This window comes from Methylobacterium sp. Leaf469 (genome assembly GCF_001424745.1).
GTDB lineage: Bacteria > Pseudomonadota > Alphaproteobacteria > Rhizobiales > Beijerinckiaceae > Methylobacterium.
In genome coordinates this window covers 1-25,212 of sequence record NZ_LMRE01000002.1, presented here as the reverse complement: position 1 = coordinate 25,212, position 25,212 = coordinate 1, and the positions used below count along the sequence as shown (strand labels likewise).

Genomic DNA, 25,212 nt, shown 5'->3' with positions numbered 1-25,212 from the left:
GGAGCTTGGCCGCGCCCTTGCGTACACGGCTCCGGACGCCCCAGCTTCGGAGAGACGAGATGTGCCTTGGCGACGACCCGACCTGCGCCGCCTTCGCGGAGCATCGCCTGCGCTACCGGCGTGACATGCAACCCGAACGGCGAGCCTTCCTGAAGAGCGGTTTCGTCGCGTCCGGGGGCGCGGCGGCCCTGGCGGCCGGCGGGCTCTCCCTGGTGAGTCCCGCCGTGGCCGAGGCTGGTCGTACGAGCGCGGCGCACGCCGCCCACCACCACCTGCCCGCCACGGCGGAGACGGTGCATTGGGGCTATTTCAGCAAGACCCTGAAACCCCGTATCGAGATCGCGTCGGGCGATTACGTCACCATCGAGACGCTGACCCACCATGCCAACGACGACGCCGAACGCATGGTCACGGGGGATCCGGGCGCCGAGAGCGTATTCCTCTGGACCAAGGACAAGAAGGGCGTCGCCCGCCGGGGCGCCGGCCCCGAGGATGCCAAGCTCGGTCCGGGCGGCGGCCTCGGCGTCCATATCTGCACCGGGCCCGTGGCGATCCGGGGCGCCGAGCCCGGCGACGTCCTCGAAGTCCGCATCCTCGACGTGGCGCCGCGCCCCTCCGCCAACCCGAAGTTCAAGGGCTCGACCTTCGGCAGCAACGCGGCGGCGTGGTGGGGCTACCACTACAACGACATGCTGGAGGGCAAGAAGCGCGAGATCGTCACCATCTACGAGGTCGATGCCGGCGGCGAGCGGGACTGGGCCAAGGCGGTCTACAGCTTTCCCTGGCCCGGCGTCACCGACCCCGACGGGGTGCTGCACTCGATCATCGATTACCCGGGCCTTCCCGTCGATCACACCAAAACCAAGCGCACCTACGACGTGCTCAAGGGAATCCGGGTGCCGATCCGTCCGCATTTCGGCACCATGGGCCTCGCGCCGGCCGAGGCCGACATGGTGAACTCGATCCCGCCGAGCTACACTGGCGGCAACATCGACAATTGGCGCATCGGCAAGGGTGCGACCATGTATTATCCCGTGGCCGTGCCCGGCGCCCTGTTCTCGGTGGGCGATCCCCATGCCAGCCAGGGCGATTCCGAGCTCTGCGGCACGGCGATCGAGTGCTCGCTCACGGGCACCTTCCAATTCATCCTGCACAAGAAGGCCGCTCTCGCCGGCACGCCCCTCGAAGCCCTCGATTTCCCGATGATCGAGACGCGCGACGAGTGGGTGCTATCGGGCTTCAGCTATCCGAACTACCTGCGCGACCTCGGTCCGGAAGCGCAGAGTGCGATCTTCCAGAAATCCTCCCTCGACCTCGCCATGCGCGACGCCTTCCGCAAGATGCGCTCCTTCCTCATGCACGCGAAGGGGCTGACCGAGGACGAGGCCATCTCGCTCATGTCCATCGCCGTCGATTTCGGGATCACCCAGGTGGTGGACGGCAATTGGGGTGTCCACGCCATCGTCAAGAAGGCGATCTTTTCTGAAAGGACGGCCTGACCGGCATCACGGCGCGGCGCGCTCCCGCTCCGCGACCGCCGCCATCACCTGACGAAAGATCCGGTCCGGCGCGAACGGCGTCGCGGTGAGGCGCGCGCCCGTCGCGTCGCGGATCGCGTTGGCCAGCGCCGGGGCGACGGGGTTGTAGGGCGATTCGCTCATGGACTTGGCGCCGAGCGGCCCGATGCGGTCGTGGGTCTCGGCGAACAGCACCCGGGTGTCGGGTACGTCGGCGCAGGCCGGGATGTGGTAGTTGCGGAACGTCCGCGTGAGGACGCCGCCTTCGTGGTCGAGGCGGTAATCCTCGTAGAGCGCCGCGCCCAGCGCCTGCGCCACCCCGCCCTCGACCTGGCCGCGGCACTGCATCGGGTTGATCACCACGCCGGCATCCACGGCCTGGATGCTCGCGAGAATCCGCACTTCGCCGCTCATCGGGTGCACGGCGACGCGGAACGCCTGGACATTGAAGGCCACCGAGCGCGGACTGCCGTCGGCCTCGGCCCGCGCCTCCAGGGGCGCGAGGGCGGTGAGCGGAACCGGGCCGGCGGGCGTCTCCACGCATTCGACCGCCAGGCGGCAGTGCTCCGGGGCGACGCCCATCCGGGCGGCGGCCGCCTGCACGAGGGCGTCGGCTAGGGCCGTCGCCGCGCGAAGATTCGCCTGACCCGCCACCACGATCCCGGTGCTTCCGTAGGCGCCGGTGTCGTGGAGGACGGCGTCGGTGTCGGCCTGGATCAGGCGGATGCGGTCGGGCGTGGTGGCGAGGGCCTGCGCGGCGATCTGGGCGTGGACCGTGCTGGTGCCGTTGCCGAATTCGGCCGTGCCCACCGCCAGGGCGTAGCCGTCCCCGTCGAGGCGGATCCGCGCGTGGGCGAAGTGGCCGCGCGGCGGAATCGTATCGATCATCGCCATGGCCATGCCCTCGCCGACGCACCAGTCCGACCCCGGCGGGCGGGCGCCCGGATCCTCCGCGAGGGCGGCTTCGGCGAGGGCGGCCTGAGCGAGGTCGAGGCACTGGTCGAGGCCGTAGGAGCCGTACGCGACGTCGTGGGGCTCGAGGCTGGTGGAAACCATCGGGTCGCCCGGCCGCACGGCGTTGCGGCGGCGCATGGCGAAGGGATCGAGGCCGAGCCCGTGCGCCAATTCGTCCACGGCCGATTCCACGGCGAAGATCGTCTGGCTGAGGCCGTAGCCGCGAAACGCGCCCGCCGGCAGGGTGTTCGTGTAGACGCTGTAGCCGTCCACCCGCTTGTTCGGGCAGTTGTAGGCGGCGATGCTCTCGTTGCAGCCGTGATGCAGCACGCCGCCGGCATGGTTGGCATAGGCGCCGGTGTCGGACAGCACCGTCAGCTGGATCGCCGTCAGGGTGCCGTCGGCCTGGGCGCCCATCCGCACCCGCACCCGCATGGGATGGCGCGTGGTGGCGGCGGTGAACTGCTCCTCGCGGGTCAGCTCCCACTGCACCGGCCGTCCGGTCCTGAGGATCGCCAGGGCGACGAGGTCCTCGGTCAGCATCTCCTGCTTGCCGCCGAAGCCTCCGCCGACCCGGCCGCACAGGACGCGGACCGCGGCCCGGTCGAGGTCGAACAGGGCGCAGAGGGCATCCCGGGTCAGGAACGGCACCTGCGTCGAGGAGCGCAGCACGAGCCGGCCATCCGCGTCGATCCAGCCCACGGCACCGTGGGTCTCCAGATGCGCGTGCTGCACGCGCTGGGAGACGTACTCCGCCTCGTGGATCAGGTCGGCTTGCGCGAACCCCGACTCGACGTCGCCGATGGCACCGTGGGCCTCGGCCGCGAGGTTCGGATGGGGCAGGAGCGGCGGTGCGTCCGCCCCCGGGGGCGGCGGATCGCGGTCGTTCGGGGCTCTGTCCTCGGGATCGTGCACCAGGGGGGCGTCCGGGCGGAGCGCCGCGTCCGGATCGAGGAGGGCCGGCCGCGTCTCGTAGGTGACGACGAGGGCCTGGACGCCGGCCTCCGCCGCGGCCTCGGTCTCGGCCACCACGGCGGCCACCCGCTGGCCGACGAAGCGCAGGACGGGATCGAGGATCAGGGTGTCGGGCGCGTCGTCGGCCGGGTTCTCGTGCCTGCCCGTCGAGAACCGGCGCGGCGGCACGTCCGCGTGGGTGAACACCGCCGCCACGCCCGGAACGGCCAGCGCCGCGTGCCGGTCGATCCGCAGAATGCGCGCATGGGCGTGGGGCGAGCGCAGGATCTTCAGGTGCAGCACCCCCGGTACCGCGACGTCGAGGGTGTAGGCGGCCGTCCCCGAGACGACGCGGCGGCTCGCCGGTGCGGGAAGGTTGCGTCCGATGGGGTCCGCGCAGGTCTGGGGCGCCTCGGCATGGCGGGTGCCCGCCACCGCGTCGCGGATGGCGCGGTAGCCGGTGCAGCGGCAGAGGTTGCCCTTCAGGGCCGTGTCGAGATCCTGCCGCTGGCCCTGGTCCAGGGCCGCCGCCGTCATGATCATCCCGGGCGTGCAGAAGCCGCATTGGAAGCCCTGCGCCTCGAGGAAGGCGTCCTGCATCGGGTGGAGGTGCTCGGCCGGTCCGCCGCCGGGGGCGCAGGGGCCGCCGAGGCCCTCGATGGTGGTGACGGTGCGTCCCTCGGCCCTGAAGGCGGGCAGGAGGCAGGAATGCACCGGCTCGCCGTCGAGATGCACGGTGCAGGCGCCGCAATCGCCCGCATCGCAGCCCTTCTTGACCCCGAACCAGCCGAGCTCCCGCAGAAGGGTCCGCAGGCACTGGCCGGGCCGCGGCGCGGCGTCCTGCGCCTGCCCGTTGACGGTCAGGATCATCGGGTCAACTCCTGCCGGATGTCTTCTGCGAGGAAGAGGGAGACGTGACGCCGCCAATCCGGCGTGCCGTGGACGTCGTCGTACCAGTCCGGGTCGCGGATCGCCGCCAGGATCCGCTCCCGCAGGGCCTGCGCATCGGGCACGGCGTCGAACGCGATCCGCACCGGGCGGCGCGTCGCCGCCGTCACCGTCAGGACGAACGCCCCCGCGCCGTCCCGCGTCCCGATCAGCAGCGCGCCGGAGCGTCCGTTCGGACTCAGGGAGATGCGTCGGAACGCGGTCCGCCGGCACAGGGCCGCCACCGGCAGGGCGACGCTGCGCAGGAGTTCGCCCGGTTGCAGCGCCGTCCGCTCGGGGCCGAGGACGAAGTCGGGGACGGCGAGGTGCCGCTCGCCCCCGCCTCGCATACGGATGGTGCAGACGCCGTCGAGGGCGGCCGTCAGGGCGATTATCGGCCCGGCCGGCAGGGCCATGCAGAGGTTGCCGCCGACGGTCGCCGTGTTCCAGATCTTGAACGAGCCGAGCAGCGCCCGGCAGCACTGCCCGACGAGGGGCGAGGCGACCCAGGCCGGCGGCAGGTCCAGCCGGTCGAGCTCCGCGATGGTGCCCGTCGCCGACAGGGTCAGGCCGCTGTCCGAGACCGCGTGCGTCGGCCAGCCCAGGCCGGCGAGGTCGATCAGCCGGCCGAGCTGCGGTTGCGGCTGCGAGAACAGCCAGGTTCCACCCGCCAGCCACGCATCGCCGGCCTGCCAGTCGGGCAGCGCGTCGGCTGGTCCCGGGGTGATGACGGATGTGACGCCGTTGAGATCCATGGGCCAGCCCGCAAGCAAAACTTCGTCCACCCCGGCGCGCCGGCGGACGCCGGCGTCCCGAACGGCCATCGTGTCGATGTTCGGGGGGCGGGTTCAAGGGCCTTGCAAAATTCTACTTCTGCGAGCGTTGTCGTGGGCGCGATCCCGGTCAAGATGCAGGCTTCGACTCGGTCGGGGTCGGCCGAACCGGTCGCCGCTCTGTACGCACGGCCGGGGACGAGGATCGGTCTGCGCAGGTCGAAGGCGCCCATTCCCTTGAAAACACCGGATCGGTGTTTTACCTTCTCTGCATGGCCAGATCCGGTACGCTTCCGTCGCGAATCGTCTACCGCCTCCTGCCCGGGGCCGGCGACGTCGCGGCCTTCCACGACCTGCTCGCGGCCTACCGGCGGATGCTCGTCATCCTCGACGAAATTCGCGCTCGGCATCGGCTGCGCGCCAATGTCGTGGTCCTCACGGAGCTGGCCTATCAGCAGGTGCGCGCCGAGACGGGCCTGCCGTCGCGGTTCGTGACCCTCGGAATCCGCGACTACGCCCAGCACCTCGGCGACAGTCCCGACGGCGTCGATGCGATCCCCCTCGACGAGAAGCTGTTCTCCGTCAAAGGCCCGTCGCAGGTCAGCATCCTCACCCTCGCGGGCCGCCGCACCCTGTCCTACCGCGTCGAGGGCTACGACGGCCCCTGGCGCGAGGTCTCAGCCGCACGGCTGATCATCGTGGGCGAGACGCTCACCCTCCATGCCGGCGTCGCCCTGCACGCACCGATCGAGGAGCAGACAACCATGACCGAGACCATCCTGACCCGGGTCGGGCGCATCATCGCCGGTGCGTCGAACGCCGCCCTCGATCGGCTCGAGAACCGTGACCCGCAGGGCGTCGCCGATCAGGCCCTGCGCGAGATCGACGAGGTCATCGCCGAGGCCCGCACCGATCTCGGCCGCATCCAGGCCGAGGCGTTCCGGATCGAGCAGCGCCGGGGCCAGCTCGCCGCCGAGGTGGCGGGCCTCGCGGCGAAGATCGCCACCGCCCTCCAGCACGACCGGGAGGATGCCGCGCGCGCCGGGATCGCCCGGCAGATCGATCTCGAAACCCAGATCGGCGCCCTCGACGCGTCCCTGCAGGACGTCGGCGAGCGGATGGCGACGGCCCAGAGCGCCTTCGACGCCGCCAACGCGGCCCGGCGCGACGCCGAGCACCGGGTTGCGCTCCTGCGCCGGCCCAGTCCCGAGGCGGGCGACCTCAAGGGCTACGGCAGCGAGGAGCGCAAGCCCCGCCGCGGCCTCGACGGCCCCCTCCGGGCCATCGACCGGCTCACCGGCCTGCCCTCCGCCCCGGCCTCCGACGATCTCGACGAACTCGACCGCCTCCACCGGTCGAGCGAGATCGACAAGCGGCTCCTCGCGATCCGCCGGACCCTCCCGTCATGATGGCGCTGACCGACCCCCACCTGGTTCCGTTCACGGTCGCGGGCGGGATCATGGCCGGCCTCGTCGCCGTCGAGGCCGTCGCCCTCGTGATCGGCCACTCCGTCTCGGGCCTCGTCGATCAGTGGTTCGAGATCGAGGGCGGGCACGGGCTCGGAGCCGAGTCCCACCATCTCGGTTCGCCCACCACCTGGCTGTCCTGGATCAATATCGGCCGGGTGCCCTTCCTCATCCTGCTCATCGTGGCGCTCGCCGCCTTCACGGTCTTCGGCTTCGCGATCCAGGCGGTATCGGACGCGGTCCTGGCGCCCCTGCCCGCTGCCCTCGCGGCCGTCGCCGCCCTCGGCCTCACGGTCCCGACCCTGCGGGCGTCCACCCGCACCATCGCCCGGCTGATCCCGCGCGACGAGACCTACGCCGTGGACGAGGATCACTTCGTCGGCCGGATCGCCGAAGTGACCCTCGGCCCCCTCGATCAGGGCGCGCCCGGACAGGTCCGGGTTCGGGACGGGCACGGCAACTCCCATTCCCTGAGGGCGCGCGCGGCGCCCGACCGCCCCGCGATCCCGCAGAGCACGCACGTGCTCCTGGTGGAGCATGCCGGCGGCGTCTTCGTCGCCGTCCCCGCCGCCCTCGATCTCACCGCCTCCCACTGAAGGGCTTTCGTCCCATGGATCTCGTGAACATCGCCGTGCTCGTCGGCACGGTCGTCGTCGCCCTCCTGGGCATCGGGTTCGTGTTCGGGCGGCTCTACCGCCGGACGACGCGCGACACCGCCTTCGTCCGCACGGGGCTCGGTGGCCGCAGGGTCGTGGTCGACGGCGGCGCGGTGCTGCTGCCGGTGTTCCACTCCATCGCCATGGTGAACCTCAATACCCTGCGCATCGAGGTGAAGCGCGACGGCGCGGCCTCGCTCATCACCAAGGACCGCCTGCGGGCTGACATCACCGTCGAGTTCTACGTGCGCGTGGAGCCCAAGGAGGATTCCATCGCGCTCGCCGCCCAGACGCTGGGCGACCGCACCAACGACGCGCGCAAGCTCAGCGAGCTCGTCGAGGCGAAGTTCGTCGATGCCCTGCGCTCGGTCGCCGCCGGCATGACCCTGCCCGACCTGCAGGAGAAGCGCTCGGAATTCGTGAAGGGCGTGCAGGAGGCCGTGTCGGGCGACCTGCGCCACAACGGCCTCGAGCTCGAATCCGCCTCCCTCACCCGCCTCGACCAGACCTCCATCGAGTTCTTCAACCCCGACAATTCCTTCGACGCCGAAGGCCTGACCGTCCTCAAGAAGATCACCGAGGATCGGCGCCAGGAGCGCAACAAGATCGTCCGCGAAGCCGAGGTCAACGTCGCCGAGAAGGACCGCGAGACGGCCCTGAAGCAGCTCACCATCACCAAGGAGACGCAGGAGGCCCAGCTCGCCCAGGCCCGCGACATCGCCAACCGCACGGCCGAGACCCGGGCCGAGCAGGCCAAGGCGGAGCAGGCGGCCCAGCAGAGCGAGGAGACCGCCCGCATCGAGCGCGAGCAGGCGGTGAAGCTGCGCGAGGCCGAGGCTCGCCGGGCGGCCGAGACGGCCCGGATCGAATCCGATCTCGCCATCGCCACCCGCACCGCCGAGGCCGAGCGCGACCGGCAGCTCGTGATCCAGGAGAACGCCATTCGGGTCGCCGAGCGCTCCAAGGCGCAGTCGGAGGCTCAGGCGCGGGCGAAGGAGGCCGAGGCGCTGGCCGTGTCCGCCGAGGAGAAGGTCGCCACCGCCAAATCCATCGAAATCGCCGAGCGCGAGCGCCAGGTCACGGTGATCGCGGCGAAGAAGGAGGCCGAGAAGGCCGCCACCGCCATCACGGTCAACGCCGAGGCCGAGCGCAAGGCGGCCGAGGACCGGGCGATGGCGATCACCACCCTGGCGGAGGCCGAAGCGACGGCGGCGGCCTCGAAGGCCGAGGCGATCACCAAGCTCGGCGCGGCCGATGCCGAGCGCGAGCGCGTGATGAACGAAGCACGCAACGTCCTGTCGTCGGAAGCCCGGGACTTCGAAGCCAGCCTCAAGCGCATCGCCATCGTCCCCGAGGCCCTGCGCGAGAGCATGAAGGCTGTGGAGAAGATCGAGTCGATCCGGATCTTCGACGCCGGCAGGATGATGGGCGGTGAGGGGGCGGGCCGGGGCGCGGCCGGCTTCGGGGAGAACCTCTCCGGCCAGCTCATGCGCTACCAGTTCAACGCGCCGATCCTGAAGACCCTGCTGGGCGAGGCCGGCTTCACGGGCGGCGGCCACGCCATCGACAACCTTCTGGGCGCGGTCGCGGGGGAATCCGAGACCGACCAGGCGAAGGCCAAGGCGGAGGTTGGAACGGCCTGAGCCGGGATCGGATCAGGCGATGCCCAGGACCTTGATGAGGACGAGGCTCGTCGCGATCAGGACGAGGAGCGAGCCGGTCACCGCGGCGGTGACGCGGCCGCCGACGCGGGCGAGAACCCGGACGTCGACGCCGAGGCCCAGCGCCGCCATCGACACGATGGTGAGGAGACCGGCCAGATGCTTCAGCGGTCCGACCAGGGCGTCCGGGATCAGCCCGAGGGACCGCAGCGACGCGAGCACGAGGAAGCCGAGGATGAACCACGGCACGAGCTGGGTCAGGCGCAGGGTGGCCGGCCGTGGGGCGGCGGTCGAACCGTCCACGGGCAGGAAGCGGGCGATCAGCGAGCACGCGACCACCACGGGCCCGAGCATGAGCACACGCACGAGCTTGACCAGGGTACCGACCTGGGTGCTGAGCAGCCCCACCGGCACCGTCGCGGCCAGGACCTGCGGAACGGCGTAGACCGTCAGGCCGGCGAGCACCCCGTACTGATTCTCCGAGAGGCCGACGAGGGGGACGAACAGGGGCAGGCCCAGCACCATGAGGACGCCGAGGACGGCTGTGAAGGCGATCGAGGCGGCCACGTCCTCGCCATCGGCGCCGATGACGGGCGCCACCGCCGCGATGGCGGAGTTGCCGCAGATGGCGTTGCCGCAGGCGACCAGGATCGCCATCCGCGCCGGCAGGGCGAGGAGGCGGCAGATGGCGTAGCTGGCGCCGATGGTCACCACCACCGTGCCGACGATGCCGGTGAGCAGGGCCGGCCCCGAGGCGACGATGGCCCCGAGGCTGAGGGAAGCGCCGAGCAGGGTGACCGCCACTTCGAGCACCTGCTTGGCGCTGAAGGCGATGCCCCGGCGGAAGCGGTCGCCCGGCTGCCAGACGCTGCGTACGGCGATGCCAAGGAGGATCGCCATGACCAGGGCCTCGACATAGGGATGCTCGAAGACGTGTTCCTCGCCGGCCTGCAGCAGCCTGGCGACGCCCGTGATCGCCAGGCACACGAGGAGGCCCGGAAGAAGAGCGGTCAGCCCCGCCTCGCCTTTCGGGCTTGCTCGATGGAGCTGGTCAGACATCGAGGCGGACGTCTGAAGCGCGATTGCCGCCGGGCCGGAAGGAACTTCCCCGCTCGGTGGTGAGAGGAGAAGAACCCCCTCTGAAATCGCACAAGTTCGAAAAACGCATCCATTGATCCGCGAGGTTCGAGCCGCGACATTCTCCCTATGAGCGACCTTCGAGATCTGCGCCAGCCCGCCTTCGACCCCTTCGGTGAGCCGATGGCGTCGGTGTGCCCGCGCGCGGAGCCGAGCGCTGAGCAGAGAGGCTACGGCGAGACACGCCGTGCCGCCCTCGTGTTCTGGGCGCTGGCCGTGTTGTTGGTGGTGAGCCGGATCTACGTTGCCGAGGGACCGTCGGCCGGAACCTTCGCGGCCGATGTGCCCCAGTCCGTCGACATGCAGGTGGCCGCTTTGCGCTGAACGCGTCTTTCGCGAAAACCGCCGACTGCGGATCGCTCCGGCCGATCAGGCGGATGCGACCGCTGCGACGGGCAGAGACCTTGCGGCGTTTATGCGTCCGCGCCGCGGCTTCGGCCAGATCAGGCGCCCGATCAGAAGTCCCAAGCGGCGGCAGAACAGGGCGAGCCCCCAACACCATCCCAGCGCCAGCCACACGGTCCGCACCAGTTCCATGAGCACGGCCCCGATCACCAGGGCCGCGCGGTCGAGGAGCTTGAGGACGGCCCGCGTCGCGGGGCCCATTCCCTCCGCCAGGCGCACCGCGCGGCCGACCTCGGCCGGAGAGCGCGCCAGCGACAGGACCTGAAACACAACACGCGTTCCGAGCCGGGTCTGCAGGGCGTAGGCCCGACCGCCGAGCGCCGTCAGTTCGGTGACGGCCCCCGTGCGGATGCCGTTGCGCGCAGCGGTGCGGGCGGCGACGAGATCGAAACGGCCGGCGGCTACCGCCATGGATCGCATTGCGGCCGGATCGACGCTCTCCCGGGCCAATCGGCCGAGGCTCGCCGCGAGGGGACGCGAGAGGCGCCCCGAACGGTGGGCCGTCTTCAGCAGGGTCGCGCCGCCCCGGACGACGGCACCGAGGCCGCCCGCATAGGTCGCGGCCGTCGCCGCCAGTCCGACGCTCGCCAGCCCGAGCAGAACCGAATCGTAGGGTTCGTCGCGCACGAGGTGCCCTCCTTCGCGTGCGAGGTCGCGCAGGTCGCCGAGGCCGGTCAGATCCGCCGCGAAGGCGCCGGCGAGGCCGACTCCGCTGTCCGCTTGCCCCGTGAGGGCCCCCTCGGCAAAGGCCCGTGCCGTGTGCAAGGGGGCGACCTGCTGCAAGGCGGCGACTTGGGTTCGCCGCGTGGCATCGACGGGAATCCCGCGCGCATCGGCGAGCTCGAGAAAGCTCTGGGCAAGGCTGTCGTCCTGCGCTGCCAGGGCGGCGTCGATCTCGCCGGCTACGCGCTCGGGCGTCGCCACGGGGTCGAGGCGCAGGCGCGCCAGGGCGGGCGGATCTTCGGCCGCCCGCAGGAGCCGCCACGCGAGGTGGGCCCGTGGCAGGAGCTCCGCGCCGGTGCCCGCCAGAAGGCCTGCCGCGAGGGCGAGACCGGCCCAAGGGAGAAGCGCTCGTCTACCCATGCGGTCCACTCGACCGACCGCCGGCCCCGCGCCGGCGCATCCATCGAAGTCCGGCCTCAGAACGCGGCTCCGGTCAAGGCCGGCCGTCCGCTGTGGCTGTACTCGGTTCTGCAGGATTCCGTGCCGAGGGATCCTTCAGTGCTGAAGGATCTTGGAGAGGAAGTTCTGCGCGCGCTCCGAGCGGGCGTTGCCGAAGAAGTCGTCCTTGGTGGCGTCCTCGACGATCTCGCCCTTGTCCATGAAGATCACCCGATTGGCGACCTTTCGGGCGAATCCCATCTCGTGGGTCACGCACATCATGGTCATGCCCTCGCGGGCGAGCTGGACCATGACGTCGAGAACCTCGCCGACCATCTCGGGATCGAGGGCCGATGTGGGCTCGTCGAACAGCATGACGATGGGGTTCATGGCGAGCGCTCGGGCGATGGCCACGCGCTGCTGCTGCCCGCCGGAGAGCTGGCCGGGGAACTTCTTGGCGTGGGCGGACAGGCCGACGCGGTCGAGGAGCACCATGCCGCTGTCGAGGGCGGCGCCCCGGTCGCGCCCGAGCACCATGACCTGGGCCAGGGTGAGGTTCTCGGCGATGGAGAGGTGCGGGAACAGCTCGAAGTGCTGGAACACCATGCCGACCCGGGCGCGGAGCTTGGGCAGGTTCGTGCGCTTGTCGCGCACGGGCGTGCCGTCCACCACCACCTGCCCCTCCTGGAACGGCTCCAGGGCGTTGACGCACTTGATCAGGGTTGATTTGCCCGAGCCGGACGGCCCGCAGACGACGACGACCTCGCCCTTGTTCACCGCGGTGGTGCAGTCGGTCAGGACCTTGAAGTCCCCGTACCACTTGCTGACGTTGGTCATGGTGATCATCGGGCCGGTCCCGACGGAAGGAGCCGACGAAGTATTCAGGGGGGCGCGCATGGGGCGATCCTCGATGGAAGGCGTTGAGGGGCGGGCGATCAGCGGATGATGGCGATCTTCTTCTGCAGGTGGCGCACCGCCAGGGAGGCCGCGAAGCACACCGCGAAGTAGACGACCGCCGCGAACAGATACATTTCCACCAGGCGCCCATCGCGCTGGGCGATCTTCGAGGCGGCCCCGAGGAAGTCGGTGATCGAGAGCACGTAGACGAGCGACGTATCCTGGAACAGCACGATGGTCTGGGTGAGCAGGATCGGGGTCATGTTGCGGAAGACCTGGGGCAGGATCACCGTCCGCATGGAGGTCCAGTAGGTCATGCCGAGCGCCGAAGCGGCGGCCGCCTGACCCTTGGGGATCGACTGGATGCCCGCGCGCATGATCTCGGAGAAGTACGCCGCCTCGAACAGGGTGAAGGTCACGAGCGAGGAGGTGAAGGCCCCCACCGTCATCGGACGGTCTGCACCCGTCACCCATTGGCCGAGATACGGCACCAGGAAGTAGAACCAGAAGATCACCAGCACGAGGGGCAGGGACCGGAACAGGTTGACGTAGCCCTTGGCGACCAGAGGGATCACCGGAAGCCCCGAGAGCCGCATCATCGCGATGAAGGTGCCGAGCACGATGCCGCCGACGGCGGCCAGCGCCGTCAGGGTCAGGGTGAAGCGCATCCCCTCGAAGAACAGGTAGGGCAGCGAGTTGGTGATGACGGAGAAATCGAAATTCGCGAGCATGGGAGGCTACCTCTGATGGGGCGAAGGCGAGGATTGCACCCTCAGCGGCTGCCCGGGACGGCGACGCGGCGCTCGATCCAGGACGAGATGAAGATCACTCCGACGTTGATGAGCACGTAGAGGATCGTGGCGGCGGTGAAGGCCTCGAACACCTGGAACGAGAATTCCTGCATGGCGCGGGCACGCGCCGTCAGCTCCAGCAGGCCGATGGTCAAGGCCACGGAGGTGTTCTTGAGATTGTTGAGGAATTCGGACGTCAGGGGCGGCAGGATGATGCGGTAGGCGTTGGGCAGCAGTACGTAGCGGTAGGTCTGACCCACGGTCAGGCCCAAGGCCGTGCCGGCCATCTTCTGGCCCCGTGGCAGGGACTGGATGCCGGCGCGGACCTGCTCGGCGACGCGCGAGGCGGTGAAGAAGCCGAGACACAGCACGGCGGTGTAGAAGGGTGCGTTGGGGAGCTGCTTGAGCCAGGAGCCCCATTGTTCTGGCAGCACCTCGGGGAGGACGAAGTACCAGAGGAACATCTGAACCAGCAGGGGGATGTTGCGGAACAGCTCGACATAGGCCGTGCCCACGGCGTTGGCGGCCCGGTTCGGCAAGGTCCGCATCACGCCGACGAGGGATCCGAGGAGAAACGCGATGACCCAGGAGCAGAGCGCCGTGACGATGGTCCATGCCAGCCCCGACAGCAGCATGTCCGCGTAGGTGCCGGTGCCCTCGGGCGACGCTTCGAAGAAGATGCCCCAGTTCCAGTTGTAGTTCATCGCATCGTCTTCCTTGTGGGCGGGGCTGTCGCGGCGCCATCGAGCGGGCCGCCGGATGGTCTCGCACGCTCAGGGCCCCGAATCGCGCGAGGGGCGCGCGTGACGCGGGGGGACAGGGCGAGCGAAGCGGTGATGGCAGTGAGAGAACGCCCGATGAGGCCCGGATGGACCCGGGCTGGCTCGCCAAGCATCAAACGGACCAAAGCATGGCCGGCGCCGGTCGACCTGCGTCCAGGGCCGGCGCTCCCGGCGCTCGCTTCGCTGGTGTCCCGCATCGCGTCCGCGTCGATCCCCGCCGGCTCTCTTGAGCTGTTCTGTTGCTCGGTTCTGTTGGGAACGCGCATCAACGGCTCGTCCCGCGCGTAGCCTTGCCGACTTCCGCGAGGGCGACAAGGGTTCGTGCGCCGCCCGGGGGCCTCCCGGTTGTGGACGGCGGCCCGATGTCATTCCACAATGGTCGGCGGATCACGATCGTTGCGCCGGGGACGCCTCCCGCGCCGGTCCGTGCGGCGGGCGTGAGACCGGGCCGCTCCGTTACGTCAGGGCGCGCGCCGCGAAGGCGCTCGCCAGCATGCCGAACACGTAGAGGGGCACGCCGAAGCCGCTGTACCAGAGCGCCCGCTCCGTCGGGCTGGCGAGGAAGTGACGCATCATCGCGACCTGTCCGGCCAGGAGCGCCGCGACGATGCCCGCCTCGACGGGACGGCCCCATGACAGCAGGAGGCCGATGACCGCTCCCTGGGGGACGGCCATGACCCAGCACGCCACATGCGCGGCGCGGTCCGGCCCGAGGCTCGCCGGCAGGGAGCGGATGCCCATCTGGCGGTCACCCGCGACGGACTTGAAGTCGTTGAGGGTCATGATGCCGTGGGCGCCGGCGCTGTAGAGGGCGGCCAGGATCAGGGAGGTGGCCGGCGGCAGGGCGCCGCCCAGCATCGCCGCATGCCCCGTCACCCAGGCCAAGCCCTCGTAGCAGAGCCCACAGGCGGCGTTGCCCCACCAGCCGTTCCGCTTCAGCCGCGGGGGCGGCGCGCTGTAGGCCCAGGCCAGGGCCAGACCGAGGACGGCCGCGAGGAAGACCCAAAGCCCGAGACCGGCTGCCACGGCGAGCGAGAGGCCGGTCCAGGCCCACGCGATCGCGAGGCCCCAGCGGCCGGGGATGCGGCCCGAGGGGATGGGTCGGTGGGGTTCGTTGATGGCATCGACCTCCCGGTCGAACCAGTCGTTGACCGCCTGACTCGTGGCGCAGACCAGGGGACCGGCGAGGAGGAGCCCTGTCAGCGCCACGCCCCAATGGCCGGCCAGCGGCACGCCCGAGGCGACCACGCCGCAGCCGAAGGCCCACATGGGTGGGAACCACGTCACCGGCTTGAGCAGCTCTAGCACCGCCGCCGGTGCCGGGTAACCGGGATGGAGCTGCGTCCCGTTCATGCGTCCCTCGCCTTCGCACCGTACCGGAGGCTACCGGAAGGCCCTGCCGTTTGGTAGGGCGGCCAAGCGGTCGGGAATGCCCGGATCGCGGCGCTCCGGCGTTCGTTTTAAGGAATGTTTCGCCCCTTCGATCGTGCGGCGAATGTGCACTATCGTGTGCGAAGCCACCGTTTCGCGGGGGGGCTTCCAAAATTCGCCCGCCGGCCTTGTTCGTTTTAAAGGACATCCCTAGTCTGGCGGCCGGTCAGTGGAGCTGGAAAGAACGGATGACATCGAGGGAGTCCCCGCGTCCCATCGCCGTGATCGGCGCGGGCTTCAGCGGCACCATGAGCGCGATCCAGCTCCTGGCGCGCCTGGAGCCTCAGCGGCGCGTGCTCCTGTGCGAGCGCGCGGGCACCTTCGGTCGGGGGCGGGCCTACGCCACCGGCAACCCGGATCACCTCCTCAACGTCCGGGCGGCGAACATGAGCGCCTTTCCCGACCAGCCCGAGCACTTCTCCGATTGGCTCGCCCAATCGACCTTCGACGGCGACGAAGCCTCCGGCATCCGCGTCACGCCCGGCGGCACCTTCGCGGCACGCGGCCTCTACGGACGCTACCTCACCGATCTCCTCACCCGTGCGGTGACGGGGGGCGACGGGCCGCCCCGCCTCGACCTCGTCAACGATGCCGTGACCGACCTCGAGCCGGCACCCGGCGGTTTCACCCTCCGCACGGAGGGCGGCGCGTCCTACCCCATTGCCGGCGCCGTCCTCGCCATGGGCAACCTCGGCGCGCCGGGGGCGCCGCGCAGTCGCCACCAGGCCGACCCATGGGCGCCCGAGAGCTTCGGCCGCCTGCACCCGGATCGAACGGTCCTCATCGTCGGCACGGGCCTGACCATGGTGGACGCCGTGGCGGCCCTGCGGCGGCACGGGTTTCCCGGACGGATCGTCGCCCTGTCCCGGCGGGGCCTTCTCCCCAGCGCCCATGCGCCCGTCCAGCCGTGGCCGATGCCGGATCTCACCGGCGTGAACACGGTCTCCGCCCTCGCCGCCCGCATCCGGCGCGAGATCGAGCGGGCGGGAGCGGCGGGCCTCGGCTGGCGCGGAGTGATCGACGCCCTGCGGCCGGTCACCGATACCGTGTGGCGCGATCTGCCCGCCTCCGAGCAGGCCCGCTTCCTGCGCCACCTGCGTCCGTTCTGGGACATCCACCGGCACCGCGCGGCGCCGCCGGCCGCCGAGGCCACCGCCGACGAGATCGCCCGCGGCACCCTGGTGGTGCGGGCCGGGCGGATCCGCTCCATCACCGACACGGCGGCCGAGGCCATCGTGACCCTGCGTCCGCGCGGAGCGGCCGAGGACGAGCCCCTCGCCGTCCAGTGCATCCTCGACGCCACCGGCATCGGACGCGTGGCGGAGACCGACGATGCGTTGATTCGCCGATTGATGGAGCGTGGGCTGGTCCGGCCGGGACCGTTCGGGATCGGCCTCGACGCGTCCGCCGACCTCGCGGCCCGCGGTTCGGTGCAGGCTGGCCCCCTCTGGGTGGTCGGTCCGCTCCTGCGTGGCGTGCTGTGGGAGTGCACGGCCGTACCCGACATCCGCAATCAGGCTGCCGGCCTCGCGGGCGCGGTGGCGCGGACGCTCTCCGTCCCGGGTTGAAATTCGATCGGGCGCCGTTCGCATTCGAGCGCCACCCTGCTCCGCCGGGCGGAGTCCGTGACGATTCGGACGTGACAGCCCGTCATCGACAGGACATGACCGCTCGGGCTCTCCGGCGGAGGGTGTCCATCGAACCGGCGGCGCGCGGGCCGGCCTCGCTTCCCTCACCTCTTGTTCCGAGCCTGCTCCGATGCTCACCTTCGTGCTTCTCCTGGCTCTGTTGGTCGTCTTCGTCGTCATGATGGTCTGGCGGCGCCATCTTGGGCGCCTCGCCTCCCTGGCGACGCTGCTGGCGGCGATGCTCGGCCTGATCGTGATGCAGGACAGCGGCCTGCTGCCGGGACCTCAGCCCGCCGCGACCGTCCGGCGCTGAAGCGTCACCGTCTCGTTCGCCCGATCCGCGCGCGGGGTGGGACCGTTCGTGCGACTTGTGCGTTCACAGCACGGTGAAGGGTCGGGCGGCGTCGGCAAGGCGTGGTCCGGCCGGCGACGAGGGCCTGCGTTCGTGGCGGCACAGGCGTGCGGGGTTACCGGTGATCTGACCGGGGCTCCTCCCCGCGCGCCGGCTCGAATGCGGCGATGGAAGGCCCGGTCCTTGCGGACATGGGCAGGCGGAGCCGTTTCGCGCCGACCGGCGCGAGGGACCGTTCGAAGGGACATTCAGGGGAGCGGATGATGGCCAAGATCTTGTTGGTGGAAGACCATGAGGAAATCTGGGACTTCCTGTCCCGTCGGCTGAAGCGCCGCGGGTACGAAGTCATCCTCGCCCATGACGGCGAGGCCGGCGTGCAACAGGCTCGCACGGCCCGGCCCGACGTGATCCTCCTCGACATGAACCTGCCGATCCTCGACGGCTGGTCGGCCGCCCGCGTCCTGAAATCCGGCAGCGACACGCAGGGCATTCCGATCATCGCGCTGACGGCGCATGCCATGTCGGGCGACCGCGACAAGGCGATCCAGGCGGGCTGTAACGACTACCACCCCAAGCCCGTCGATTTCTCGAAGCTCCTGACGCAGATCAACGCCGCCGTCGGTCCGCAAGCGCCCGTCGCCGCCTGAGCCTGCCCGGCATCCTCCCGTCGCTCTCCCCCTTGACGAGACCATAGCGTACCCATGAGCGACGATCCCATCACCGCCCGCCTGCTCCGGCAGGCGATGCCGGTCTTCACGACCCTGGCGTCGTGCCTGCTCGTCATCACCATCGCGGCGGCCCTGTATTTCGGCCGTGACATCTTCGTGCCGGTGACACTGGCCATCCTGCTCAGTTTCGTCCTCGTCCCGGCCGTTCGCCTGTTGCGGCGCGTTCGCGTGCCGCGGGCCCTGGCGGTGATGCTGGTGGTGATCGCCGCCTTCGGAGCGTTGCTCGGCATCGCGCTGCTCATTGCCAACGAGGCGGCGCAACTCGCCGCCGACCTGCCGCGCTATCAGCTGACCATGCGCGACAAGATCGCCTCCCTGAAGGAAGCGACCGCCGGAAGCGGCACCCTCACCCGGGTGATCGACATGGTGCAGGACATCGGCGCGCAGCTTCAGCCCGAGCTGAAGGACGCCGTCACCCAGGGCAGCAACGGCAGCCTCGACCGTCCGCTCCACGTGCAGATCGCGGCGGCCAAGGTTGGGTTTTTGGGCACCCTCGGGGCTTTTGCGGCCCCCATCCTGCACCCGCTCGCCACCACCGGACTGATTCTGATCTTCACGATCTTCATCCTCCTGCAGCGCGAGGACCTGCGCAACCGCGCCATCCGGCTCGCGGGCTCGGGCGACCTGCGGCGGACCACGGCCGCCATCGACGACGCCGTCAGCCGTCTCAGCCGGTTCTTCCTCGCCCAGCTCTGCCTCAACATCGCCTTCGGGTTCGTCATCGGCCTCGGCCTGTGGTGGATCGGCGTGCCCAACCCGATCCTGTTCGGCGTGCTCGCCGCCATCATGCGATTCGTACCCTATGTCGGGGCCGCCATCAGTGCCCTGCTGCCCCTCGTGGTGGCGGCGGCGGTGGATCCGGGCTGGACCATGGTGATCGCCACGGCGGTTCTGTTCGTCGTGGTCGAGCCCATCGCCGGCCACGTCATCGAACCGCTGCTCTACGGTCACTCGACCGGTCTCTCGCCCATCGCGGTCATCCTTGCCGCCACGCTCTGGGCCTTCCTGTGGGGGCCCATCGGCCTCGTCCTCGCCACCCCGATCACCGTGTGTCTCGTGGTGCTGGGCCGCCACATCGAGCGCCTGTGGTTCCTCGACGTGATCCTGGGCGACCAGCCTGCCCTGTCGCCGCCGGAGATCTTCTACCAGCGCATGCTGGCGGGCGATCCGGCCGAGGCCATCGATCAGGGCGAACTGTTCCTCAAGGCGCGCGCCCTCGTGACCTATTACGACGAGGTGGTGCTCGCCGGCCTCCTCCTGGCGCAGGAGGATCTCGCGCGGGGGGCCCTGGACCGCGAACGTCAGGGCGAGGTCGGGACGTCGCTGCGCACCGTGGTGACGCGTCTCGGCACCCGTCCCGTGCGCCGAGCAAAAGGCGGCCGCGCTAAGACCGGCAACACCGAGGCCTCGGCGGCCGTCGCGGCCGTCGGCCCCGATCGCCAGGTGGCTGCCATCGTGCGGGCTCAAGCCGATCTCGCGCCGGGCTGGCGCGGTCCCTGCCCCGTCCTGTGCGTGTCGAGCCGTGGTCCGTTCGACGAGGCCGCCACCCTGATGCTGAGCCAGATTCTGGGCCAGCACGGATTGGCCGCGCAGGTCATGTCCATGGCGGCCCTGCGCCAGGGCGAGCGGCCCGAAATCGTCGGCGGCATCGCCATGGTGTGCTTCTCCTACCTCGAGCCGGTGAGCCTCTCGCAGATCCGGCTCACCGTCCGCCAGGCGCGGCAGGCGATTCCCGGCGTGAAGGTTCTGGTCGGCTTCTGGCGCGAGCGCGATCCCGCCTCCCTCGACCGGCTCCGCCGCACGATCTCGGCCGACGTGCTGGTCACTTCGCTGAACGGGGCGCTCGACGCGGCGCTGCGATTCTCCGAGCGCCGTCCCGATCCCATCGAGGCCGCGCCCGCCCCCACCCAGGCGATCCCACACCTGCTCGGACCGTCCGTGGCTGCGTGACGCCTCACAGCGGCGGATGCGGCTGGCGCTCGCGGCCGCGCCGCGAAGGCACGGTTCCGAGGTCGGTCTTCACGCTACGACAGGCGGCGCATCCGTCGCACCGGATGCGCCGCCTGTCGTAGGCGCGTTCTATGACGTCGTCCGGTGGGCGGAGCGATCACCCGGCACGCACCGTGCTCAGGCCCCCGGCGCCACCAGCGAGCGAAGCGATTCCGAGAGATCGCTGAGGCTGAGGCGGCCCTTCTGGAGCACCCGGTCGGCCTGACCCGCCAAGCGACGACGGTCCTCTGCGGTCACGTCCTTGGCGGTGAGTACCACCACGGGAATGTCGCGCCATTCCGCTTTGCCGCGCAGGGCCCTGAGGAACCCGAAACCGTCCATCTCGGGCATCATCAGGTCGAGGAGGATGAGGCAAGGCTTCTTGGCCGCCGTCGCCTCGAGTCCGGCGATGCCGTTCTCGGCCGAGGCGACCCGCCAGCCCTCGCGGATCAGCATCGCGGACATCCGCTCGCGGGCATCGGGATCGTCGTCGATGATGAGCACCGGTCCCTCGTTCTCCGAAGGTTTGAACCGCTCCATGGCGGTCTTCAGCTGAGTCCACTCGATGGGCTTCTGAAGATAGTCCGTGGCCCCGAGCGAGAAGGCGAGGTTCTGCTCGTCGAGGACGGTCACCATGATGATCGGCGTGGCCCCGAGCTCCGGGTCGGCCCGCAGGGTGCGCAGCACCGACCAGCCGTCCATGCGCGGCATGGTCACGTCGAGGAGAATGACCCGGGGCCGCAGGGTTCGCGCCCGTTCGACGCCCTCGCGCCCGTCGCTCGCCGTCGTCACGCTGAAACCATCGCGCTCGAGGAAGCGTGCGAGGAGGTCCCGCGTCGAGGGGTCGTCGTCGATGATGAGAACGTGGCTGCCCGAGGCGACATCGGGCATGGGCAGGCGGTGACTCGCATGCGGGCCGTCGTGCCCGATGGCCTCCAGGGGCGAGGTGCTGACGTAGTCGGCCGGGACCCGGAGGGTGAAAGTGGTGCCGACACCCTCCTGGCTCGTCACCTCGATGGCGCCACCGAGCATGTCGGCGAAGGCGCGGGTGATGGCGAGGCCGAGGCCGGTGCCACCGAAGCGCCGCGTCGTCGAGGCGTCCGCCTGGGTGAAGCGCTGGAACAGCTTGGCCTGCTGCTCGGGCGTCATGCCGATGCCCGTATCGATGACGTGGAAGTTGAGCCACCCGCTCCCGCTCGCCTCGCTCCGCGTGGCCGACAGGGTGATCTGGCCGCCCTCGGTGAACTTGGCCGCGTTGCTTAGGAGGTTGATGAGGCACTGACGCAGCTTGGTCTGGTCCGTATGCGCTTCGCCGAGGTCGTCGGCGACCTCGATCGCGAGGGTGTTGCCCTTCTTGTCGACGAGGGTCTCCACGGTGGCGGCGACATCCCGAACGATCTCGGCGACGGAGAAGGTCTCGGCGTAGATCTCCATCCGCTCGGCTTCGATCTTCGACAGGTCGAGGACATCGTTGATGAGCCCGAGGAGGTGTCGCGCGTTCGCCTCGATCTTGCGCATGTCGACGAGGAGGCTCTCCTCGCCAAGATCCTCCATCTCTTCCTGCAGCATCTCCGAATAACCGATCACTGCGGAGAGCGGCGTGCGCAACTCGTGGCTCATGTTGGCGAGGAACTGGCTCTTTGCCCGGTTGGCCTCCTCCGCCGCCTCCTTGGCGGCGGCCAGCGCCAGTTCGGCCTCCTTGCGCGCGGTGACGTCGGAATGGGTGCCCACCCATTCGCGGATGCTGCCGTTCTCCTCGAGGATCGGGACGGCGCGGGCGGACATGATCCGCCAGATGCCGTCGTGGCGGCGGATGCGATGCTCGATCTCGTAGGGGGAAAGGCTGTCCACCGCCTTGATCCACGTCGCGTTGGTGCGTGCCCGGTCATCCGGGTGGATCGCCTCCAGCCACCCGGCCCCGGCGGCCGCCTGCGGTGTCTGACCGGTGAAACGGGTCCATTCCGAGGGTGTCACCTCGAAGCCACCCTCGGGCGTCGTCGTCCAGACGATCGCGCTGGTGGCCTCGGTCAGTGACCGGAAGCGCTCCTCGCTGTGGCGCATGCGCTCCTCGGACAGCTTGCGCAGGGTTTCGTCGGACACGACGAGGCCGACGCCATCGGCCTGTGCGCCGCCCGCGCCGGTGCTGTCGCGAAGGGGGTAGAAGCTCATCAGGAAGTGGCGCACCCCACGCGGAGCGCTCGGGGTCGGGACGGCGACATCGACGTTGGTGGTGACGAGGCCTTCGTCCCGGGCGGCCCGGAGCTTGGGGGTCAGCTGCTCCTGCAGGGTCGGCAGCATGGCCCAGATCGGCGCGCCGAGATCGGCTCCGAATCCGCGCTCGTTCATGGTGGCGAGCGCCCGGTTCATGTGACGGATGCGCAAGTCCCGGTCGAGGAAGCCGAGGCCGACGGGGGCATTCGCGAACACCCCGTCGAGGAGGGCGGCCGTGCGCTGTTCCTCACGCCGGCGCACGAGGGCGAGGCGACCGAGGAGGCCGACGGCCGCCAGCGCCGAGGCGATGGAGACGAGGAGGAGCACCAGCGACCAGGTCCGGTCCTGGCCCTCGATCCGCTCCAGACTCGCATTGGCATGGTCCTGCAGGGCTTTCGCCGCCGCCCGGACCCCGTCCATGGTGCGCTTGCCCTCGCCGGTCCGCGCCAGCACCACGGCCGGATCGTAGCCTTCGGCCCGCCGCACCGCGATGACGCGGGCGGCGAAGGCGCGCTTGGCCTCCACGAAGGTGCGCAGGCGCCCGGGACCTGGGCCAGAGGAATCCTTGGTCAGAGACTCGATGGCGTCGAGTTGCCCGCCGACGGTGTCCTGGGCGGCCTGGTACGGCTCGAGGTATTCCTCGGACCCGAACAGCATGTAGCCACGCATGCCGGTTTCGAGTTCGACCATGTTGGCGAGCAGGCGATCGCTCAGGGTCAGCACCGCGTGCTGGCGCGTGCCTTCCGTCCGGCGTGCCTCACCCACCCAATAGTTCGCGATCCCCGCCGCCACGGCGATGCCGATGAGCACCAGGGCGAGGGGGGAGCCCGGCAGGCCGCCGAGCAGGCGCGTCTCGCGCCGGCCACCGGCGGAACGCGGAGGGGAGGCTAGGGTCATCGGGCCGCCTGGGCTTGAGATTGGGGAAGGGGTCGGTGCGCGCGGAACCCGGCGCATCCGGTGCTCGCCGAACGCGTCAGCGCCGGAGGCGGTTGCCGAGGATGAAGCCGAACAGTCCCATGAGGATGATGCCCGCAGCGCCCTCGATGCCCACCAGCAGGTTGGTGAAGCGTCCGATGGGCTTGATGCCGATCTCGGGTGGGTTGGCCGTCATCATGTTGAGGGCGCTGTAGCTCACGAGATCGAGGACGTTGTAGGTCGGGCTGCCGTCGCCGCCCTCGCGGATCAGGCCGCCGGCGACGCCGTAGAGCACGGCGAACAGGCCGATGACGAGGACGAAGGCCCGCGCGATCCGCGACAGGCTCTCGCCGTAATCGCACAGCCACTCGACGAAGCGGTCGGCGACCCACTGGTAGCCGTGCCGCGCCAGATCCCGGCCGGAGCGGGCATGCCAGGCTGCCCGCGCTTCGGTGCCCGCGTGGAACCGGCCCATGCGGCGCCCGCGCTTGTAGGCCCAGCTCGCCTCGTCCTGGGCGCCGATGCTCTTGAAGTTCTGTTCCAGGGCGAGGTAGCTCGCCTGCGCGGCCTTGTACTCGCCGGCGATCTCCTCGCCCACGGCCCCGCCGAGCTGCTCGGCCCGCATCCGCGTGCCGTTGAGCCAGGCTCCGGCGAAGCGCACGTGGCGCAGGGAACAGGTGGAGAGGTTGAGCCGTACCAGGCTGGTCTCGGAGAAATCGGCGCCGTCGAGGATCGCCCCGTCGAGCTTGACCCCGGTGAAGTTGGCGCCCTGCAGGCGCGATCCGGCGAGATTGGCCTTCTTCAGGCTGGCGCCCTCGAAATCCGCGTAGGTGAGGTTGACGTTGCCGAGCTTGGCTTCATCGAGGCGGGTGCCGCGAAACACCGTGTAATCCGCATCCGCACCCGTGAGGTCGGCCCCCCACAGGTCGGCGCCGGTGAAATCGGCGCCGTCCAGGAGCGCGCGACGCAGCTTGGCGAAACGCATGGAAGCCTGGCCGAAACGGGCGTCTTCCAGCATGGCCTCGTCGAAATTGGCCTCGCCTCCGGCCATTGCGGTGAAGTGGGCGCCGCTGAGATCGGCGCCGCCGAGATCGGCTTCCTCCAGTACGGCTCCGTCGAAGCGGGCGGAGCGCCCGAGAGCACCGGAAAGGTTCGCGCCCGTCAGGTTCGCGCCGCCCAGGTCCGTTTCCTCGAGGGTGGCCTCGTGCAGATCCACGTTGGCGAGGCGAAGCCCGTTCTGCTGTCCGTCCCACCAGGCCGGCATCACGCCGGAACCGGCTCGACCCGGATCGAGCGAGCGGCCGAGACCAAGACCCCGCAGGTCGATGCCCCGACAATCGAAGCGGTCGCCATTCGGCGTGGGGGCGTCGGCGAAGGATGCGATTCGGGCAAGCAGTGCGGTGACGCGTGGGTCCGCATCGGCTTGGTCATCGGGTCCCCTGTCCGCTGGCGCAATCGGGATGCGGGCGGCGCCGGATTGCTCCGTCAAGGTTGGCCTCTTTCGTTCCAGGTCGGCGTCCGACGGCACCCTGCAGCGGGGGCGGCAGCAGGAACGTCACCGGCGGTGTCGACGGCCCCCGCGCCGGTGTCAAACCCGAACGGCGTCGCGCCCCTCCCTGTCTGTCCAGAAGGATGACCAAGGATGCTGAAAGAGGTGCGTGCTGAAGACAGATTGGACCGAGCAGCCGGCTTGCAGCCCTGTTTCCCTACGTTTCCAGGGCTGTGTGAGGCGGGATGACGCTTTCGTCGCGAAAATTTCGTTTCCCCGCCATTTGGCCGTTGACGGTTGGGCTGTGGGCCCGTAGAAGCCTGTTCATCGGCGGCGGCCAGCGGGACTTTGGTCTTGGCGGCGGCGCCGGTTCTCTTGGAGGCGTTATCGGATGGATGATCCGGCTTTGGCTGGATGGTCCACTGTTTTTGTCTTTGGGGTGGTGTTT

Annotated in this window: 20 protein-coding genes; 10 read left to right on the top strand and 10 right to left on the bottom strand. The window is 70.1% G+C overall.

Annotated features, from left to right (window positions below; all coding sequences use genetic code 11):
• Positions 1-59 precede the first annotated feature (59 nt).
• Positions 60-1,499 (top strand): acetamidase/formamidase family protein, encoded by a 1,440-nt coding sequence (locus tag ASG60_RS03960; RefSeq protein ID WP_056358267.1) that lies wholly within the window; start codon positions 60-62, stop codon positions 1,497-1,499.
• A 6-nt stretch (positions 1,500-1,505) separates the two neighbouring features.
• Here ASG60_RS03960 and ASG60_RS03955 read toward each other — a convergent pair whose 3' ends face one another.
• Both ASG60_RS03955 and ASG60_RS03950 read right to left on the bottom strand, forming a co-directional pair.
• Positions 1,506-4,295 carry a molybdopterin cofactor-binding domain-containing protein gene (locus ASG60_RS03955; RefSeq protein ID WP_056384311.1) on the bottom strand — a complete coding sequence of 930 codons (2,790 nt, stop codon included), beginning with the start codon at positions 4,293-4,295 and terminating at the stop codon, positions 1,506-1,508.
• Positions 4,292-5,107 (bottom strand): FAD binding domain-containing protein, encoded by an 816-nt coding sequence (locus ASG60_RS03950; protein ID WP_056384349.1) that lies wholly within the window; start codon positions 5,105-5,107, stop codon positions 4,292-4,294. The genes ASG60_RS03955 and ASG60_RS03950 overlap by 4 nt, the downstream gene beginning before the upstream one ends.
• Before the next feature lie 290 nt (positions 5,108-5,397).
• Here ASG60_RS03950 and ASG60_RS03945 point away from each other — a divergent pair, with 290 nt between their 5' ends.
• Genes ASG60_RS03945 through ASG60_RS03935 form a run of 3 tightly spaced genes read left to right on the top strand, consistent with a single transcriptional unit; the run spans position 5,398 to position 8,890 of the window.
• The gene (locus ASG60_RS03945) at positions 5,398-6,534 is read left to right on the top strand and encodes a PspA/IM30 family protein (RefSeq protein WP_056384310.1); all 1,137 of its coding nucleotides are present in this window, start codon (positions 5,398-5,400) and stop codon (positions 6,532-6,534) included.
• Entirely contained in the window at positions 6,531-7,187 is a 657-nt protein-coding gene (locus ASG60_RS03940) for an OB-fold-containig protein (RefSeq protein WP_056384309.1), read from the top strand. Before ASG60_RS03945 ends, ASG60_RS03940 begins: the two co-directional genes overlap by 4 nt.
• 14 nt (positions 7,188-7,201) lie before the next feature.
• A complete protein-coding gene (locus ASG60_RS03935; protein WP_056384308.1) occupies positions 7,202-8,890 on the top strand; it encodes a flotillin domain-containing protein in 1,689 nt (562 codons plus the stop codon).
• A 12-nt stretch (positions 8,891-8,902) separates the two neighbouring features.
• Here the strand turns inward: ASG60_RS03935 and ASG60_RS03930 are convergent, their stop codons facing one another.
• On the bottom strand, positions 8,903-9,967 hold the full coding sequence (locus tag ASG60_RS03930) for a YeiH family protein (RefSeq protein ID WP_056384307.1): 1,065 nt from the start codon (positions 9,965-9,967) through the stop codon (positions 8,903-8,905).
• Positions 9,968-10,114: 147 nt separating this feature from the next.
• Between ASG60_RS03930 and ASG60_RS03925 the strand changes: the two genes are divergently transcribed.
• Positions 10,115-10,369, top strand: a complete 255-nt coding sequence (locus tag ASG60_RS03925) for a hypothetical protein (RefSeq protein WP_056384306.1) — start codon at positions 10,115-10,117, stop codon at positions 10,367-10,369.
• Between the two features lie 45 nt (positions 10,370-10,414).
• On the opposite strand, the gene ASG60_RS03920 is transcribed toward ASG60_RS03925, so the two are convergent.
• The 5 genes from ASG60_RS03920 to chlG all read right to left on the bottom strand — a co-directional run bounded on the left by ASG60_RS03920 (position 10,415) and on the right by chlG (position 15,374).
• Positions 10,415-11,533 (bottom strand): hypothetical protein, encoded by a 1,119-nt coding sequence (locus tag ASG60_RS03920; RefSeq protein ID WP_056384305.1) that lies wholly within the window; start codon positions 11,531-11,533, stop codon positions 10,415-10,417.
• A gap of 135 nt (positions 11,534-11,668) precedes the next feature.
• Complete coding sequence (locus tag ASG60_RS03915; protein WP_056168099.1) at positions 11,669-12,397, bottom strand: amino acid ABC transporter ATP-binding protein; 729 nt, start codon at positions 12,395-12,397, stop codon at positions 11,669-11,671.
• A gap of 89 nt (positions 12,398-12,486) precedes the next feature.
• On the bottom strand, positions 12,487-13,179 hold the full coding sequence (locus tag ASG60_RS03910) for an ABC transporter permease subunit (protein WP_056167813.1): 693 nt from the start codon (positions 13,177-13,179) through the stop codon (positions 12,487-12,489).
• Positions 13,180-13,220: 41 nt separating this feature from the next.
• Positions 13,221-13,943 (bottom strand): amino acid ABC transporter permease, encoded by a 723-nt coding sequence (locus ASG60_RS03905; RefSeq protein ID WP_056167810.1) that lies wholly within the window; start codon positions 13,941-13,943, stop codon positions 13,221-13,223.
• A 534-nt stretch (positions 13,944-14,477) separates the two neighbouring features.
• The gene (chlG, locus tag ASG60_RS03900; protein ID WP_056384304.1) at positions 14,478-15,374 is read right to left on the bottom strand and encodes a chlorophyll synthase ChlG; all 897 of its coding nucleotides are present in this window, start codon (positions 15,372-15,374) and stop codon (positions 14,478-14,480) included.
• Between the two features lie 266 nt (positions 15,375-15,640).
• Here chlG and ASG60_RS03895 point away from each other — a divergent pair, with 266 nt between their 5' ends.
• The 4 genes from ASG60_RS03895 to ASG60_RS03880 all read left to right on the top strand — a co-directional run bounded on the left by ASG60_RS03895 (position 15,641) and on the right by ASG60_RS03880 (position 20,110).
• Positions 15,641-17,020, top strand: coding sequence for an FAD/NAD(P)-binding protein (locus ASG60_RS03895; protein WP_056384303.1), 1,380 nt, complete (start codon positions 15,641-15,643; stop codon positions 17,018-17,020).
• A 190-nt stretch (positions 17,021-17,210) separates the two neighbouring features.
• Positions 17,211-17,393 carry a hypothetical protein gene (locus tag ASG60_RS03890; RefSeq protein WP_056167800.1) on the top strand — a complete coding sequence of 61 codons (183 nt, stop codon included), beginning with the start codon at positions 17,211-17,213 and terminating at the stop codon, positions 17,391-17,393.
• A gap of 302 nt (positions 17,394-17,695) precedes the next feature.
• On the top strand, positions 17,696-18,079 hold the full coding sequence (locus tag ASG60_RS03885; RefSeq protein ID WP_056168094.1) for a response regulator: 384 nt from the start codon (positions 17,696-17,698) through the stop codon (positions 18,077-18,079).
• Between the two features lie 54 nt (positions 18,080-18,133).
• Positions 18,134-20,110, top strand: a complete 1,977-nt coding sequence (locus ASG60_RS03880) for an AI-2E family transporter (RefSeq protein WP_056384302.1) — start codon at positions 18,134-18,136, stop codon at positions 20,108-20,110.
• 177 nt (positions 20,111-20,287) lie between these two features.
• Here the strand turns inward: ASG60_RS03880 and ASG60_RS03875 are convergent, their stop codons facing one another.
• Positions 20,288-23,257: a response regulator gene (locus tag ASG60_RS03875; RefSeq protein ID WP_056167795.1), complete on the bottom strand. Its 2,970-nt coding sequence runs from the start codon at positions 23,255-23,257 to the stop codon at positions 20,288-20,290.
• A 76-nt stretch (positions 23,258-23,333) separates the two neighbouring features.
• Complete coding sequence (locus tag ASG60_RS03870) at positions 23,334-24,731, bottom strand: pentapeptide repeat-containing protein (protein ID WP_056263075.1); 1,398 nt, start codon at positions 24,729-24,731, stop codon at positions 23,334-23,336.
• Between the two features lie 278 nt (positions 24,732-25,009).
• Between ASG60_RS03870 and ASG60_RS23250 the strand changes: the two genes are divergently transcribed.
• Positions 25,010-25,212: hypothetical protein (locus tag ASG60_RS23250; RefSeq protein ID WP_210168485.1), on the top strand; the 203-nt coding region annotated here is incomplete at its 3' end.